17 protein-coding genes are annotated in these 16532 nt (G+C 70.6%); 14 read left to right on the top strand and 3 right to left on the bottom strand.

Annotated features, from left to right (window positions below; translation table 11 throughout):
- Window positions 1-49 precede the first annotated feature (49 nt).
- Both TN53_RS01070 and TN53_RS01075 read left to right on the top strand, forming a co-directional pair.
- On the top strand, window positions 50-673 hold the full coding sequence (locus TN53_RS01070) for an HdeD family acid-resistance protein (protein ID WP_046256341.1): 624 nt from the start codon (window positions 50-52) through the stop codon (window positions 671-673).
- 174 nt (window positions 674-847) lie between these two features.
- Window positions 848-1357, top strand: a complete 510-nt coding sequence (locus TN53_RS01075) for an ATP-binding protein (protein ID WP_046256398.1) — start codon at window positions 848-850, stop codon at window positions 1355-1357.
- 10 nt (window positions 1358-1367) lie between these two features.
- Here TN53_RS01075 and idi read toward each other — a convergent pair whose 3' ends face one another.
- From idi to galE, 3 genes are all read right to left on the bottom strand, one after another.
- The gene (gene idi, locus TN53_RS01080; RefSeq protein ID WP_046256342.1) at window positions 1368-1961 is read right to left on the bottom strand and encodes an isopentenyl-diphosphate Delta-isomerase; all 594 of its coding nucleotides are present in this window, start codon (window positions 1959-1961) and stop codon (window positions 1368-1370) included.
- A gap of 198 nt (window positions 1962-2159) precedes the next feature.
- A complete protein-coding gene (locus tag TN53_RS01085; protein ID WP_046256343.1) occupies window positions 2160-3101 on the bottom strand; it encodes a cation diffusion facilitator family transporter in 942 nt (313 codons plus the stop codon).
- A 148-nt stretch (window positions 3102-3249) separates the two neighbouring features.
- Complete coding sequence (galE, locus tag TN53_RS01090) at window positions 3250-4215, bottom strand: UDP-glucose 4-epimerase GalE (RefSeq protein ID WP_046256344.1); 966 nt, start codon at window positions 4213-4215, stop codon at window positions 3250-3252.
- A gap of 284 nt (window positions 4216-4499) precedes the next feature.
- Here galE and TN53_RS01095 point away from each other — a divergent pair, with 284 nt between their 5' ends.
- The 12 genes from TN53_RS01095 (at window position 4500) to TN53_RS01145 (ending at window position 16458) form a co-directional block, all read left to right on the top strand.
- Complete coding sequence (locus TN53_RS01095; protein ID WP_046256345.1) at window positions 4500-6329, top strand: DUF5941 domain-containing protein; 1830 nt, start codon at window positions 4500-4502, stop codon at window positions 6327-6329.
- A complete protein-coding gene (locus TN53_RS01100; protein ID WP_046256346.1) occupies window positions 6326-7078 on the top strand; it encodes a sugar phosphate nucleotidyltransferase in 753 nt (250 codons plus the stop codon). The genes TN53_RS01095 and TN53_RS01100 overlap by 4 nt, the downstream gene beginning before the upstream one ends.
- Window positions 7066-8127, top strand: a complete 1062-nt coding sequence (locus TN53_RS01105) for an iron-containing alcohol dehydrogenase family protein (RefSeq protein ID WP_046256347.1) — start codon at window positions 7066-7068, stop codon at window positions 8125-8127. The genes TN53_RS01100 and TN53_RS01105 overlap by 13 nt, the downstream gene beginning before the upstream one ends.
- On the top strand, window positions 8105-8884 hold the full coding sequence (locus tag TN53_RS01110; protein WP_199924484.1) for a CDP-alcohol phosphatidyltransferase family protein: 780 nt from the start codon (window positions 8105-8107) through the stop codon (window positions 8882-8884). Before TN53_RS01105 ends, TN53_RS01110 begins: the two co-directional genes overlap by 23 nt.
- 5 nt (window positions 8885-8889) lie before the next feature.
- Window positions 8890-9762 carry a glycosyltransferase family 2 protein gene (locus TN53_RS01115; protein WP_046256349.1) on the top strand — a complete coding sequence of 291 codons (873 nt, stop codon included), beginning with the start codon at window positions 8890-8892 and terminating at the stop codon, window positions 9760-9762.
- Between the two features lie 100 nt (window positions 9763-9862).
- Window positions 9863-10798 carry an ABC transporter permease gene (locus tag TN53_RS01120; RefSeq protein ID WP_046256350.1) on the top strand — a complete coding sequence of 312 codons (936 nt, stop codon included), beginning with the start codon at window positions 9863-9865 and terminating at the stop codon, window positions 10796-10798.
- Window positions 10791-11567 carry an ABC transporter ATP-binding protein gene (locus TN53_RS01125; protein WP_046256351.1) on the top strand — a complete coding sequence of 259 codons (777 nt, stop codon included), beginning with the start codon at window positions 10791-10793 and terminating at the stop codon, window positions 11565-11567. Before TN53_RS01120 ends, TN53_RS01125 begins: the two co-directional genes overlap by 8 nt.
- 383 nt (window positions 11568-11950) lie before the next feature.
- Window positions 11951-12853 carry a squalene synthase HpnC gene (gene hpnC / locus TN53_RS01130; protein WP_046256399.1) on the top strand — a complete coding sequence of 301 codons (903 nt, stop codon included), beginning with the start codon at window positions 11951-11953 and terminating at the stop codon, window positions 12851-12853.
- Entirely contained in the window at window positions 12850-13800 is a 951-nt protein-coding gene (hpnD, locus tag TN53_RS01135; RefSeq protein ID WP_046256352.1) for a presqualene diphosphate synthase HpnD, read from the top strand. Before hpnC ends, hpnD begins: the two co-directional genes overlap by 4 nt.
- Entirely contained in the window at window positions 13800-13940 is a 141-nt protein-coding gene (locus TN53_RS48100) for a DUF6380 family protein (RefSeq protein ID WP_234441485.1), read from the top strand. The genes hpnD and TN53_RS48100 overlap by 1 nt, the downstream gene beginning before the upstream one ends.
- A complete protein-coding gene (hpnE, locus tag TN53_RS01140) occupies window positions 13937-15331 on the top strand; it encodes a hydroxysqualene dehydroxylase HpnE (RefSeq protein WP_046256353.1) in 1395 nt (464 codons plus the stop codon). The genes TN53_RS48100 and hpnE overlap by 4 nt, the downstream gene beginning before the upstream one ends.
- On the top strand, window positions 15331-16458 hold the full coding sequence (locus tag TN53_RS01145) for a polyprenyl synthetase family protein (protein WP_095046223.1): 1128 nt from the start codon (window positions 15331-15333) through the stop codon (window positions 16456-16458). Before hpnE ends, TN53_RS01145 begins: the two co-directional genes overlap by 1 nt.
- Window positions 16459-16532 lie beyond the last annotated feature (74 nt).

Below are 16532 nucleotides of genomic sequence, written 5' to 3' on the forward strand. Positions count from 1 at the left end.
CCTCCTGCGCTCGTACGATCGGGGAGGGGCCCCGTGTGAGGAGGCGCCGATGGCCAAGGACGAGACCGCGAAGCTGAGCCGGGGCTTCGGCTGGCTGGCCGCGCTCGGCGTGATCCTGGTGCTCGCCGGACTCGTCGGGCTCATCTACACCGGGGTGGCCACGCTCACCTCCATGCTGCTGTTCGGCTGGCTGCTGCTGATCGGCGGCGCCGTCGGCCTGCTGCACGCGATCCAGGCGCGCGGCACCAACTTCTTCTGGCTCGGCGTCGTGGTCGCCGCCCTGAACATCGCGGCCGGTGTGGTCGTCATCCGCAGACCCGAGGCGGCCGCCGAGGCCCTGACCATGTTCGCGGCGCTGCTCTTCCTGACCGGCGGGGTGTTCCGGCTGGCCGGCAGTCTGGTGGTGCGCGGTACGCAGTTCGGCTGGACGCTGGTGCAGGGTGCCTTCGGACTGCTCCTCGGCATCCTCGTGCTGGCCTCCTGGCCGAGCAGCAGCAAGTACGTCATCGGCTCCTTCTTCTCGCTGGCGCTGCTCTTCGACGGGCTCGGTCTGATCGCCACGGGGTTCGGCGGGCGGCGTATCGTCGGGATGGTCTCCGAACGGCTCGCCGCCGAGGACGACGCACGGAGCGAAAAGGACGAGGCGGTCGCCAAACCCGTACAACCCGAATAGTTCGCGAACACGGCAAAAGTGGGACAGGGGCAGTCTCATAGTCGACCGTGTCGTGCGAGGGTGATCACAAACGCTCGATATCTGCTGACTTCTGTTCAGTCATCCGGCGCGGAGCGACTCGCTGCCAACACTCGACGTGTGGTGACAATCGAGCGCGAGGGTGGCGACCGGACGATGGAGAACCATGGGCGCGGGTCCGCCCCACGCCCAGCAGCCGGTGAGGTCGAGGAGCCGGCCCCCGGGCTGCCCGGGCCGCTGCCGTACGAGGGCGTCTGGCGGTTCACCGCTCCCGCCGTCGATGCCTCGGTCCCGCAGGCGCGGCACGCCGTGCGGGATCTGCTGCTGCGCCAGGGCGTACCGGTCTCGGACGACCTGGTGCACGGACTCCTGTTGATCGTCTCCGAACTGGTCACCAACGCGGTGCGGCACGCGGCCCTGCTGTCGCCGATGCTCGCCGTGGAGGTCGCCGTCGGCGCCGAGTGGGTGCGGGTGTCGGTGGAGGACAACCACCCCTACCGCCCGACCGCCCTGGAGGCCGACCACGGCCAGACCGGCGGCCGCGGGCTGCTGCTGGTGCGCGAGGTCACCCGCGAGGCGGGCGGCGTCTGCGATGTCGAGCACACGGCGAACGGCGGCAAGGTGATCTGGGCCGCCCTGCCGCTCGTACCCGTGCGGGTGTCCTAGGAAGCGGGCGTCACCAGCCGGCGGACGGGCCGGTCAGCTCCCTGACCGCGGGCCGGGCAGCGTCCAGCACCGTCATGAACCAGGACGAGAAGGTGTCCTTGGCGTGCCGCTCCGCCAGCTCGGCGGGGGTCACGAAGACCGTCTCGCCGATCTCCTCCGGATCCGGACGCAGGGGGGACTGCAGCAGGCCGACGAAGAGGTGGTTGTACTCCTGCTCCACCAGGCCCGAGTCCGGGTCCGGGTGGTTGTAGCGGACCGTGCCCGCCTCGGCGAGCAGCGACGGGGAGGCGCCCAGCTCCTCGTACGTGCGCCGGGCGGCCGCCGCGAAGGGCGCCTCGCCCGGATAGGGGTGGCCGCAGCAGGTGTTGGACCACACACCGGGGGAGTGGTACTTGCCCAGCGCGCGCTGCTGGAGCAGCAGCCGGCCCCGCTCGTCGAACAGGAACACGGAGAAGGCGCGGTGCAGCTGCCCCGGCGCCTGATGGGCGGCGAGCTTCTCCGCGGTGCCGATCGTGACGCCGTCCTCGTCGACGAGTTCCAGCAGAATCGCGTCAGCTGTGCCGTTCGACGGACTGTGCGTCGCGGTGGCAGGTGTGATCGGCATGCCCATCCTTCGCATCGGTTTTTCGCGCACCAAGTGTGCCGCACACATACGGCACTACCGGCAGTTGATCGTGCCCGGCGCGGCGGACGGGGAACCGTCCGGGGTGGCGCTGTGGGGTGGAGGACGCAGCCGACCACCGGATCGCTGCATTCCGCCTGAAACGTACTTTCGGGACGTTCGAGCATGCGTGCGGGACTCTCAGTGGCAGAGCTTCGCCTCGTGCTCCGCGTGCCCGACCGGCTCCAGCTGGAAGGTGCAGTGCTCCACGTCGAAGTGGTCTCCCAGGCAGCCCTGGAGTTCGTGGAGCATCTTCTCGTGACCGATCGCGTTCAGCACGTCCGAGCGCACCACCACGTGCGCGGACAGCACCGGCATTCCGGAGGTGATCGTCCAGGCGTGCAGGTCGTGGACGTCCTCGACGCCGTCGAGGGCCAGCACGTGGGCCCGTACGTCGTCCATGTCGACGTTCTTCGGGGCCGCCTCCAGCAGCACGTCGAGGGTCTCCCGCAGCAGCTTCCAGGTGCGCGGCACGATCATCAGTCCGATGACCAGGGAGGCGATCGGGTCCGCGGCCTGCCAGCCCGTGGTGAGGATCACCACCGCGGAGATGATCACCGCGAGCGAACCGAGCGCGTCCGCCGCGACCTCCAAGAAGGCGCCCCGCACGTTCAGGCTCTCCGCCTGTCCGCGCACCAGCAGCGACAGCGAGATCATGTTCGCGACCAGGCCGATCGCGCCGAACACGATGGTCAGCCCGCCCTCGGTGCCGGCGGGCGTGATGAACCGCTGGATCGCCTCGTACAGGACGTACCCGCCGACGCCGAGCAGCAGCAGACAGTTGGCGAGCGCGGCGAGGATCTCCGCGCGGGCGTAACCGAAGGTGCGCTTCCCGCTCGGCGGGAGGCTCGAGAAGTGGATCGCCATCAGGGCCATCCCGAGGCCCAGCGCGTCCGTCGCCATGTGCGCCGCGTCCGCGACCAGGGCGAGCGAGTCCGCCATGACGCCGCCGACGATCTCGACGACCATGACGGTGAGGGTGATCGACAGCGCGACCCGCAGCCTGCCGCGGTATGCCGCGGTCGCCGTACCGCCGGTCGGCGCATGCGAGTGCGCGTGCCCGTGATCGTGCCCAGCCCCCATGGAAGCCGCCTCCTACGTGTCGACCCGGAACAGCCCGCCCGGGATCACAGTGAACTACGGGTGGGGGGTATGGGGCAACGCGGCACTGAACACCGTTGTCATGTGCCCTGACCTGCGGAAACGATCCGCAGGTCAGAACACTCCCGAATCACTTGGCGTGGTGCAGCTGCCAGCCCCGCCACGCCGACTCGATCATCTCGTGCACCCCGCGGCGGGCCGTCCAGCCGAGCTCCGCGGCGGCCCGGGCGGCCGAGGCCACCGAGACCGGGGCGTCGCCGGGGCGCCGGGGCTCCACGACGGCGGGCCGCCGGTCGCCGGTGACCTCGCCGATGACGGTGACCATCTCGCGCACGGAGACGCCCTCGCCACGGCCGATGTTGACGGTCAGGTCCCCGCTGCGGTCCCCGAGCCCCTGTGCGGCCGCCAGATGCGCCCCCGCCAGGTCCGCGACATGGATGTAGTCACGGATACAGGTGCCGTCCGGCGTCGGATAGTCGTCGCCGAAGATCCGCGGGGCCTCGTCACGGGTGAGCCGGTCGAAGACCATCGGCACGATGTTGAAGACGCCGGTGTCCGCCAACTCCGGCGTGGCCGCGCCCGCCACGTTGAAGTAGCGCAGGCACACGGTCGATATGCCGTGCGCCCGCCCGGCCGCCCGCACCAGCCACTCACCGGTGAGCTTCGTCTCGCCGTACGGGTTCACCGGGGCGCACGGGGTGTCCTCCGTGATCAGCTCCGCGTCCGGGTTGCCGTAGACGGCGGCGGACGAGGAGAAGAGGAAGCGCTCGATCCCGGCCTCGGCGACGGCTTCGAGGAGCGTCGCCAGTCCGCCGACGTTCTCCTGGTAGTAGTGCATCGGCTGGGCCACGGACTCGGCGACCTGCTTGCGCGCGGCCAGGTGCACCACCCCTGTCACCTCGTGCTCGGCGAGCACCCGCTTCAGCAGAGCGGCGTCCAGCGACGAACCCCGTACCAGCGTCACGTCCGCCGGCAGTCGCGCAGGGAACCCGGCCGACAGATCGTCCAGCGCGAGGACGCGCTCCCCGGCGTCCGTCATGGCCCGTGCCACGTGGGCCCCTATGTATCCCGCTCCACCTGTGATCAGCCATGTCATGGTCGCCCACCCTATGCCGAGGCGATGGTGGGACCCGCAATGTCCCAGATGCCCGGTCCGGTGGCCCGCGGTTTGTGGGCGAGGCCCGTGATCACCCATGATGATCGCGGCAAAGGCCGGGGGAGACGGCGTTGATCGGCCCATGAACGGGCGGTGAACGCGGGCTTCCCGGCATCCGATAGCCTCTGCCGACATGCCGCCCGGGCGCGCCGAGCCACGCCGAGGGGCGCCCCCACCATGCAGATGACCGGCGCCCCGCGTCGGCACCCAGGGAGTGAGTTCGGTTGTCGACCGCCATCCTCACCGGTCAGCCGGTCCCCGGATCGTCGATCGAGGGCGATCTGCGGTCGCTCGGCTTCGACGTCCGGGTCGCCTCGGACGCCGCCGACGCCGAGACGCTCCTCGCCCAGGTACCGGGCGACCAGCGGGTCGCCGTGGTCGACGCCCGCTTCGTGGGCCACCCGCACGCCCTGCGCCTCGGCCTCACCGACCCCCGCTTCCCGCTCGCCGCGATCTCCGGCGCCGTCACCGCCCAGCCGGCCGGGCGGCAGACCCTGACCCGGGCGATGGCCCGGGAGAGCAGCGCCGGCGGCGGTACGGCGGGTGGGGGTGCCCCCGCGCGAACGAAGTTGAGCGTGGGGGATCTCGACAGCCTCGCCGACCGCATCGTCACCGCGCTGGACACCGAGAACGCCGGTGTCCACCACCCCGAGCTCGGCAGCCTGGTCGCCGCCGTGCCCGCCGACCCGCAGGCCCGCAATGAGGCACGGCAGGCCGTCGCGGACGTCGACGACGAAGCCGTACGCCTGAAGTCGGCCGTGAAGTCCCGCGACGGCTTCTTCACCACCCACTTCATCAGCCCCTACTCCCGCTACATCGCCCGCTGGTGCGCCCGCCGGGGCCTGACCCCGAACCAGGTCACCACCGCCTCCCTGCTCACCGCCCTGATCGCGGCGGGCAGCGCGGCCACCGGCACCCGGGCCGGCTTCATCGCCGCAGGCGTCCTGCTGATCGCGTCCTTCGTCCTGGACTGCGTCGACGGCCAGATCGCCCGCTACTCCCTGCAGTACTCCACGCTCGGCGCCTGGCTCGACGCCACCTTCGACCGGGCCAAGGAGTACGCCTACTACGCCGGCCTCGCCCTCGGAGCCGCACGCGGCGGCGACGACGTCTGGGCGCTGGCGCTCGGCGCGATGATCCTGCAGACCTGCCGGCACGTCGTCGACTTCTCCTTCAACGAGGCGAACCACGACGCCACGGCCAACACCAGCCCCACCGCCGCGCTCTCCGACAAGCTCGACAGCGTCGGCTGGACGGTGTGGATCCGCCGGATGATCGTGCTGCCGATCGGCGAGCGCTGGGCGATGATCGCGATCCTGACGGCGGCCACGACTCCTCGGATCACCTTCTACGCACTGCTCATCGGCTGCGCCTTCGCGGCCACGTACACCACGGCGGGCCGGGTGCTGCGATCGCTGACCCGCAAGGCCCAGCGCACGGACCGCGCGGCACAGGCCCTGGCGGACCTCGCGGACAGCGGGCCTCTGGCCGAAGTGATCGCGCGCTTCCTGCCCGGCCCGGTCCGCAGGACCGCCCCGCTCAGCGCCGCCGCCGGCGCGGTCGCCGTGGTCCTGGCGGCCTGGGTCTGGGGCCCCGCCTGGCAGGTGGTCCTCCTCGCCGGGCTGTACGTCCTGCTGTCGGCCGAAGCCGTCTCGCACCCCCTCAAGGGCGCCCTCGACTGGTTGATCCCCCCGTTCTTCCGGGCAGCCGAGTACTGCACCGTCCTGGTCCTGGCAGCCGAAGCGGACGTGAACGGAGCCCTTCCTGCGGCTTTCGGGCTGGTGGCGGCTGTCGCCTACCATCACTACGACACGGTGTACCGCATCCGCGGCAACGCCGGCGCGTCCCCGACCTGGCTGGTGCGCGCCATCGGGGGGCACGACGGGCGGACGCTGCTCGTCACCGTCCTGGCCGCCGCGCTCACCGCCTCGCAGTTCACGGTCGCGCTCACGGCTCTCGCCGTGGCCGTCGCCCTGCTGGTGCTCGTCGAGAGCATCCGCTTCTGGGTGTCCTCCGGGGCGCCCGCCGTACACGATGAAGGAGAACCCGCATGATCGGCCTCGTGCTGGCGGCCGGCGCCGGACGGCGTCTGCGCCCCTACACCGACAGCCTTCCCAAGGCTCTGGTGCCGGTGGGCCCCGCGGGCATAGAGGGCGAACCAACGGTTCTCGACCTCACTCTCGGCAACTTCGCCGAGATCGGGCTGACCGAGGTCGCGATCATCGTCGGCTACCGCAAGGAAGCCGTGTACGAGCGCAAGGCGGCGCTGGAGGCGAAGTACGGCCTCAAGCTCACCCTCATCGACAACGACAAGGCCGAGGAGTGGAACAACGCCTACTCCCTGTGGTGCGGCCGTGACGCCCTCAAGGACGGCGTGATTCTCGCCAACGGTGACACCGTCCACCCGGTCTCCGTCGAGAAGACCCTGCTCGCCGCCCGCGGCGAGGGCAAGCGGATCATCCTCGCCCTGGACGCCGTGAAGTCCCTCGCGGACGAGGAGATGAAGGTCGTCGTGGACCCCGACAAGGGCGTCCAGAAGATCACCAAGCTGATGGACCCGGCCGAGGCCACCGGTGAGTACATCGGTGTCACCCTGATCGAGGGCGCCGCCGCCGCCGAACTGGCCGACGCGCTGAAGACGGTCTGGGAGACGGACCCGCAGCAGTTCTACGAGCACGGCTACCAGGAGCTCGTGAACCGCGGTTTCAAGATCGACGTGGCGCCGATCGGCGACGTCAAGTGGGTCGAGATCGACAATCACGACGATCTCGCCCGCGGACGGGAGATCGCGTGCCTCTACTGACCCGGCTCATCCCCGCTCCGGTCGTCGTCGACATCCGCCCGGGTGCCCTCGACGACCTGGTGGGCGTCCTCGCCGACGAGCGCATCTCGCACTCCGGCAGGCTCGCCGTCGCCGTCAGCGGCGGCTCCGGCGCCCGGCTGCGGCAGCGGCTGGAACCCTCGCTCCCCGGCGCCACCTGGTACGAGGTCGGCGGCGGCACCCTCGACGACGCCGTACAGCTGGCCAGTGACATAAAGGCCGGCCACTACGACGCCGTCGTGGGCCTCGGCGGCGGCAAGATCATCGACTGCGCCAAGTTCGCCGCGGCGCGCGTCGGCCTGCCGCTGGTCGCCGTACCGACGAACCTCGCGCACGACGGCCTGTGCTCCCCGGTCGCGACCCTCGACAACGACGCGGGCCGCGGCTCGTACGGTGTGCCGAACCCGATCGCGGTCGTCATCGACCTCGACGTCATCCACGAGGCCCCGGCCCGCTTCGTGCGCGCCGGCATCGGCGACGCCGTCTCCAACGTCTCCGCGATCGCGGACTGGGAGCTGGCCAACCGCGTCAAGGGCGAGAAGATCGACGGCCTGGCCGCCGCGATCGCCCGCCAGGCCGGAGAGGCGGTTCTGCGGCACCCCGGCGGCATAGGGGACACGGACTTCCTGCAGGTGCTCGCCGAGGCGCTCGTGCTCAGCGGTATCGCCATGTCGGTCTCCGGTGACTCCCGCCCCTCCTCGGGCGCCTGCCACGAGATCAACCACGCCTTCGACCTGCTGTTCCCCAAGCGCGCCGCCGCCCACGGCGAACAGTGCGGACTGGGCGCCACCTTCGCGATGTTCCTGCGAGGTGCCCACGAGGAGTCGGCGCACATGGCCTCCGTGCTGCGCCGGCACGGACTGCCGGTGCTGCCGGAGGAGATCGGCTTCACCGTGGACGAGTTCGTCCGCGCCGTGGAGTTCGCTCCGGAGACCCGGCCCGGCCGGTACACGATCCTCGAACACCTCGACCTCAAGCCCGACCAGATCAAGGATCTCTACGTCGACTATGTCAAGACCATCGGTAGCTGAACTCCGTCCGGTCGTGCACCCCGCAGGGGTCAAGGACCGGCGCAGCGGTGAGCACTGGATGGGGCGCCTCTACATGCGCGAGGTGTCCCTGCGGATCGACCGCTACCTGGTCAACACCAGGGTCACGCCCAACCAGCTCACGTACCTGATGACCGTCTTCGGTGTCCTGGCGGCCCCGGCACTTCTCGTGCCGGGGATCTGGGGGGCCGTGCTCGGTGTGGTCTGCGTGCAGATGTATCTGCTCCTTGACTGCGTCGACGGCGAGATCGCCCGCTGGAAGAAGCAGTACTCGCTGGGCGGCGTCTACCTGGACCGGGTCGGCGCCTACCTGACCGACGCCGCCGTGCTGGTGGGCTTCGGTCTGCGCGCCGCCGACCTGTGGGGCAGCGGCCGGATCGACTGGCTGTGGGCCTTCCTGGGCACCCTTGCCGCGCTCGGCGCCATCCTGATCAAGGCGGAGACCGACCTCGTCGGTGTCGCCCGGCACCAGACCGGCAAGCCGCCGGTCCAGGAATCGGCGTCCGAGATGCGCTCCTCCGGCATGGCACTGGCCCGCAAGGCCGCCGCCCTGCTGAAGTTCCACCGGCTGATCCTCGGCATCGAGGCGTCCCTGCTGATCCTGGTCCTGGCGATCGTCGACCAGATGCGCGGCGACCTCTTCTGGACCCGGCTCGGCGTCGCGGTACTCGCGGGCATCGCGCTGCTCCAGACCCTGCTGCACCTCGTGTCCATCCTCGCCTCCAGCAGGCTGAAGTGAGCGGCATGAAGGTCGGCGCGGTCATCATCACCATGGGCAACCGCCCCGACGAACTGCGGGCCCTGCTCGACTCGGTCGCCAAGCAGGACGGCGACCGCGTCGAGGTGGCCGTCGTCGGCAACGGCTCGCCCGTCCCGGACGTCCCCGAGGGCGTCCGCACGGTCGAGCTGCCCGAGAACCTCGGCATCCCCGGCGGCCGCAACGTCGGCATCGAGGCCTTCGGCCCCAGCGGCCGCGACGTCGACATACTGCTCTTCCTCGACGACGACGGCCTGCTCGCGAACCACGACACCGCCGAGCTGTGCCGCCAGGCCTTCGAGGCCGACCCCGAGCTCGGCATCATCAGTTTCCGCATCGCCGACCCGGACACCGGCGAGACCCAGCGCCGCCACGTCCCCCGCCTGCGCGCCGCCGACCCGATGCGCTCCTCCCGGGTCACCACCTTCCTCGGCGGCGCCAACGCCGTACGGACGAAGGTCTTCGCCGAAGTCGGCGGTCTCCCGGACGCATTCTTCTACGCCCATGAGGAAACCGACCTGGCATGGCGGGCTCTCGACGCGGGCTGGATGATCGACTACCGGTCCGACATGGTGCTGTACCACCCCACGACCGCGCCCTCGCGGCACGCGGTCTACCACCGCATGGTCGCCCGCAACCGCGTCTGGCTCGCCCGCCGCAACCTCCCCGCCCTCCTGGTCCCGGTCTACCTCGGGGTCTGGATGCTGCTCACCCTGCTGCGCCGCCCCTCGCGGCCCGCGCTGAAGGCGTGGTTCGGCGGGTTCCGGGAGGGGTGGAGCACCGGCTGCGGCCCCCGCAGGCCGATGAAGTGGCGTACGGTGTGGCGGCTGACCCGACTGGGCCGGCCCCCGGTCATCTGACAAGCTCGAAACTGAGAGCACCGCCGGGCCCGGCCCAGGACCCCGGTTCATGCCCCCAGCCCGCACAGGCTGCGCATCTCGAGGACGAAAGTTTCCACTGGTGAGTGAGACAACGCATGACGGCGGAGTCGCGGTGACCGCGCCTCCGTCGCCCGACGAGGGCCTCACGGCGGCACAGCTCGCCGACAAGTACGGGCTGTCCGTGAGCGGCGCCCGCCCCTCGCTCGTCGAGTACGTCCGCCAGCTCTGGGACCGCCGTCACTTCATCCTCGCGTTCTCGCGGGCGAAGCTGACCGCCCAGTACAGCCAGGCCAAGCTCGGCCAGCTGTGGCAGGTGGCCACGCCGCTGCTGAACGCGCTCGTGTACTTCTTCATCTTCGGTCTGCTGCTGGGCGCCCGGAAGGGCATCCCGCACGACATCTATGTGCCGTTCCTGGTCACGGGCGTCTTCGTCTTCACGTTCACGCAGAGCTCGGTCCTCGCCGGCGTACGCGCCATCTCCGGCAACCTCGGACTGGTCCGTGCCCTGCACTTCCCACGTGCCTCGCTGCCGATCTCGTTCGCGCTCCAGCAGCTCCAGCAGCTGCTGTACTCGATGATCGTGCTGGTCGTGGTCATGGTGGCGTTCGGCAGCTACCCCGGCCTGTCCTGGCTGCTGGTGCTGCCCGCGCTGGTCCTGCACTTCGTCTTCAACACCGGCCTCGCGCTGATCTTCGCCCGCATGGGCAGCAAGACCCCCGACCTGGCCCAGCTGATGCCGTTCGTGCTGCGGACCTGGATGTACGCCTCGGGCGTCATGTTCAGCATCCCGGCGATGCTCGCCGACAAGGACATGCCGGGCTGGGTCACCGAGGTCCTGCAGTGGAACCCCGCCGCGATCTACATGGACCTGGTCCGCTTCGCGATGATCGACGGATACGGCTCGGAGTACCTGCCCCCGCACGTGTGGCTCTTCGCCCTCGGCTGGGCGCTGCTCGCCGGTGCGTGCGGCTTCGTCTACTTCTGGAAGGCCGAGGAGAGGTACGGCCGTGGCTGAGCAGCAGCGGGACCCCCGCCCCACCGTCATCGCGGACGACCTCCACATCGTCTACCGCGTCAACGGCGCCAAGTCCGGCAAGGGCAGCGCCACCGCCGCGCTCAGCCGGATCGTCAAGCGCGGTGAGGAGCGGGGTGTGCGCAAGGTGCACGCCGTGCGCGGCGTCTCCTTCGTCTCCTACCGCGGTGAGGCCATCGGGCTGATCGGCTCCAACGGCTCCGGCAAGTCGACCCTGCTGCGCGCCATCGCCGGCCTGCTGCCCGCCGAGAGCGGCAAGGTCTACACCGACGGCCAGCCCTCGCTGCTCGGCGTCAACGCGGCCCTGATGAACGACCTCACGGGCGAGCGGAACGTCATATTGGGCGGGCTCGCCATGGGTATGTCCCGGGAGCAGATCAAGGAGCGCTACCAGGAGATCGTCGACTTCTCCGGCATCAACGAGAAGGGCGACTTCATCACCCTCCCGATGCGCACCTATTCCTCCGGCATGGCGGCCCGACTGCGCTTCTCCATCGCCGCGGCCAAGGACCACGACGTCCTGATGATCGACGAGGCCCTGGCGACCGGCGACCGCAAGTTCCAGAAGCGCTCCGAGGCGCGCATCCGTGAACTGCGCAAGGAAGCCGGCACGGTGTTCCTGGTCAGTCACAACAACAAGTCGATCCGTGACACCTGCGACCGGGTCCTGTGGCTGGAGCGCGGCGAGCTGCGCATGGACGGCCCGACCGAAGAGGTCCTCAAGGAGTACGAGAAGTTCACGGGCAAGTAGTCCACCCGGGCCTGGACGCAGGGGCCAGGACGCTTCGCAGGGCCCCGCCGGAACTACTCCGGCGGGGCCCGGCGTCTGCAAAGGAAACGTCAACTTCGGTACGGCGTAGGAATCTTGAAGCCAATCGGTGTGTTCTTGTGATGTGCAGGACACCCCGACTCACCACGTTGAGTTGTACAACGTAAGCTGTACCGGTCCCGAATCGCGGCAAGTGGGGCGATAATGCCCGACACCTTCAGTTGGAGCGGCTGTGCGGAAGGCCGGGCGGCGTGTCCGAAATAGTGTGTATTGGGTCGGCGGTGTAGAACGGGAGATGTGACGGCTATGGCTACGGAAACTCCCCAGCTCAACGCATGTGCCGTCCCCGCTCCGGGCAGTCCGCGGTGACGGGAACCGACACGGGGCGCGCCCCGGATCCGGAGCGCGGCACGCTGGACAAGGCCGCGGGTGAGAACTTCCCCGTGGCTCCCTTCTTCCTGCCCCGGGCCTGGCGCACCGATCTCATGGCGGTGTACGGCTTCGCCCGCCTTGTCGACGACATCGGCGACGGTGACCTCGCCCCCGGCGGCGCCGACGCCCGTCTGCTCGGCGTGCCAGCCGAGGACGCCGAGGACCGGCTTCGCCTGCTGGACGCCTTCGAGGCCGACCTCGAGCGGGTCTTCTCCGGAGAACCCCGCCACCCCCTGCTGCGCCGCCTCCGACCGACGGTCCGCCGCTGCTCGCTCACCCCCGGGCCCTTTCTCGGCCTGATCGCCGCCAACCGCCAGGACCAACTGGTCAAGCGGTACGAGACCTACGACGATCTGCTCGCCTACTGCGAGCTGTCGGCCAACCCCGTGGGCCGCCTGGTCCTCGGCGTCACCGGCACCTCGACCCCCGAGCGGATCCGGCACTCGGACGCGATCTGCACGGCCCTGCAGATCGTCGAACACCTCCAGGACGTCGCCGAGGACCTCGGCCGCGACCGCATCTACCTGCCCGCCGAGGACATGAAACGGTTCCATGTCCAGGAGGCGGATCTCGCCACGAAGACCGCAGGCGCATCGGTGCGCGCACTGGTCGCGTACGAAGCACAACGCGCCCGCGGTCTCCTGAATGAAGGCGCCCCCCTGGTGGGTAGCGTCCACGGCAGGCTGAAGCTGCTGCTTGCGGGTTTCGTGGCGGGGGGAAGGGCGGCCATCCACGCGATTGCCGCCGCCGAATACGACGTACTTCCCGGCCCGCCCAAGCCCGGCAAGCTCCAGTTGCTGCGCGAGGTGGGCGTGACTCTGCGAGGAGAGGGGTGATCCGGACCGTGGAGGCCGAACCGCATGTGTCCGCACCGGTACTCGCCGCCTACAGCTATTGCGAGGCCGTCACCGGACAGCAGGCCCGTAACTTCGCGTACGGCATCAGGCTCCTGCCGCTGCCCAAGCGTCGCGCGATGTCCGCGCTCTACGCGTTCTCGCGCCGCGTCGACGACATCGGCGACGGCGCGCTGGACCACGATGTGAAGGCCGTCAGACTCGAGGACACCCGGACGATGCTGGCCCGGGTCCGCGAGGGCGCGGTCGACGAGGACGACACCGACCCGGTCGCGGTGGCCCTCGCCCATGCCGCCGAGACCTTCCCGATCCCGTTGGGGGGCCTGGACGAGCTCATCGACGGCGTCCTGATGGACGTACGCGGCGAGACCTATGAGACCTGGGACGACCTGAAGGTCTACTGCCGCTGTGTCGCCGGCGCCATCGGGCGGCTCTCGCTCGGTGTGTTCGGTACGGAACAGGGGGCGCGCGGCGTCGAGCGCGCGCCGGAGTATGCCGACACGCTCGGTCTCGCGCTCCAGCTCACCAACATCCTGCGGGACGTCCGTGAGGACGCCGAGGGCGGGCGCACCTATCTGCCGGCCGACGACCTCGCGAAGTTCGGCTGCTCGGCCGGGTTCAGCGGGCCGACGCCACCGGAGGGCTCCGACTTCGCGGGCCTGGTGCACTTCGAGGTGCGCCGGGCCCGCGCCCTTTTCGCCGAGGGCTACCGGCTGCTCCCCATGCTCGACCGGCGCAGCGGTGCCTGTGTCGCCGCCATGGCCGGCATCTACCGCCGGCTCCTCGACCGTATCGAGCGCGACCCCCAGGCGGTGCTGCGCGGCCGGGTCTCGCTGCCCGGACGCGAGAAGGCGTACGTCGCGGTGCGCGGCCTCTCCGGCCTCGACGCCCGGCATGTGACGCGGCGGACCGTCAGGAGGCGCGCTTGATGGACAATTCGGTCCAAGGTGATGCCGCTGGGGAAAAGTGGCACGCAACCCTCCGCTCAGGGAGCGCGTCCCTGACTGCAACGGTCGGCTGTGCACCGTTCAAACACCACGGCGGCCGGGCAGGGGAGGGTGCACGATGACCGACGGAACTCAGTCGGGGCGGGACGCGGTCGTGATCGGCGGCGGACTCGCCGGCATCACCACAGCGCTCGCCCTCGCCGACGCGGGGGTCCGCGTCACCCTGCTCGAAGGCCGGCCGCGCCTGGGCGGGCTCGCCTTCTCCTTCCAGCGCGGCGAGCTGACCGTCGACAACGGACAGCACGTCTATCTGCGCTGCTGCACCGCCTACCGCTGGTTCCTCGACCGGATCGAGGCAACCGCGCTGGCGCCGCTGCAGAACCGTCTCGACGTGCCCGTGGTCGACGTCGACAAACCCGAGGGACGGCGGCTCGGCAGGCTGCGGCGCGACGCGCTGCCGGTGCCCCTGCATCTGGGGCGCAGCCTCGCCACGTATCCGCATCTCTCGCTCGCCGAACGGGCCAAGGTGGGCCGGGCCGCGCTCGCGCTCAAGGGGCTCGACCTCGCCGATCCGAGCCTGGACGCACAGAGTTTCGGCAGCTGGCTGACCGCGCACGGTCAGTCGGCGCGTGCCGTCGAGGCCCTGTGGGACCTGGTGGGGGTCGCCACCCTCAACGCGGTCGCGGGCGACGCCTCGCTGGGGCTCGCCGCGATGGTGTTCAAGACCGGTCTGCTGTCCGACCCGGGCGCGGCCGACATCGGATGGGCGCGCGTCCCGCTGGGTGAACTGCATGACCGCCTCGCCCGCAAGGCGCTCGACTCCGCGGGCGTGCGTACCGAGGTCCGTACACGCGTCACCTCCATCTCTACTGACGAGAACGGGACTTGGAGCGTTCAGGTTCCCGGCGAGACGCTGCGCGCGGACGCGGTCGTCCTCGCCGTACCCCAGCGCGAGACGTACGACCTGCTGCCGGACGGCGCCCTCGACGCCCCCGAACAGCTGCTCGCGATCGGCACCGCGCCGATCCTCAACGTGCACGTCGTGTACGACCGCAAGGTGCTGAACCGTCCCTTCTTCACCGCCCTCGGCACCCCGGTGCAGTGGGTGTTCGACCGCACCGACGCCTCCGGGCTCAGGGACGGGCAGTACCTGGCCCTGTCCCAGTCGGCCGCGCAGGACGAGATCGACGAGCCGGTCGCCGTGCTGCGCGAGCGCTATCTGCCGGAGCTGGAGCGGCTGCTGCCCGGCGCGCGCGGTGCCGAGGTGAGGGACTTCTTCGTGACCAGGGAGCGGACGGCGACGTTCGATCCCGCCCCCGGCGTCGGACGGCTGCGGCCCGGCGCCCGCACCAGAGCCCCCGGCCTGTACCTGGCCGGTGCGTGGACCGCCACAGGGTGGCCCGCGACCATGGAGAGTGCGGTCCGCAGTGGTGTGAGTGCGGCGGACGCCGCGCTGAGCGCCCTGGGCCGGCCCCGCCCCAGCCCCCTCTTCGACATGGAGGAGGCGGCCTGATGCTCGATCAGCACGCGGCAGGCCCCCGCACCCCCGGTACCGCAACAAGAGGAGAGACTGTGCCCACTGTGCCCCCGGCCTCGACGGCTGCCGAGGCGGTGGACGTGACCGCGCTGCTGGAGCGTGGCCGAACCCTGGCCACTCCGGTACTGAGGGCGGCGATCGACCGCCTGGCCGCTCCCATGGACACCGTTTCCGCCTACCACTTCGGCTGGATCGACGCCGCGGGCAACCCGACCGCCGGTGATGGCGGCAAGGCCGTGCGCCCCGCACTCGCGGTGCTGTCCGCCGAGGTCACCGGCGCCGCACCCGAGGTCGGTGTCCCCGGCGCCGTCGCCGTGGAGCTGGTCCACAACTTCTCGCTGCTGCACGACGACCTGATGGACGGCGATGAGCAGCGCCGCCACCGCGACACGGTCTGGAAGGTGCACGGCCCGGCCCAGGCCATCCTCGTCGGCGACGCCTTGTTCGCGCTGGCCAACGAGGTGCTCCTCGAACTCGGCACCGTCGCGGCGGGCCGCGCCACCCGGCGCCTCACCTCCGCCACCCGCGCCCTCATCGACGGACAGGCCCAGGACATCTCCTACGAGCACCGCGACCGCGTCAGCGTCGAGGAGTGCCTGGAGATGGAGGGCAACAAGACCGGCGCCCTGCTGGCCTGCGCCAGCTCCATCGGCGCGGTGCTCGGCGGCGCGGACGACCGCACCGCCGACACCCTGGAGAGGTACGGCTACCATCTCGGCCTCGCCTTCCAGGCCGTCGACGACCTCCTCGGCATCTGGGGCGACCCGGTCTCCACCGGCAAGCAGACCTGGAGCGACCTGCGCCAGCGCAAGAAGTCCCTGCCGGTCGTGGCCGCGCTCGCGGCGGGCGGCTCCGCCTCCGACCGGCTCGGCGAGATCCTCGCCGCGGACGCCAAGAGCAGCGACTTCGCGAACTTCTCCGAGGAGGAGTTCGCGGCCCGCGCCGCCCTCATCGAGGAGGCGGGCGGCCGGGACTGGACGGCCGGAGAGGCCCGCCGACAGCACACCATCGCCGTCGAGGCGCTCGACGCCATCGACATGCCCGACCGGGTGCGGGCCCGGTTCACCGCGCTCGCCGACTTCGTCGTCGTACGAAAGAGATGATCACTATCGGTCGAATAGCCCTCGCGTAGTCGCCGGCCGGTGTCGCGGGAAACCGAGCACCGGCCGACGGCGGA

Source organism: Streptomyces sp. WM6386 (assembly GCF_000972385.1).
GTDB lineage: Bacteria > Actinomycetota > Actinomycetes > Streptomycetales > Streptomycetaceae > Streptomyces.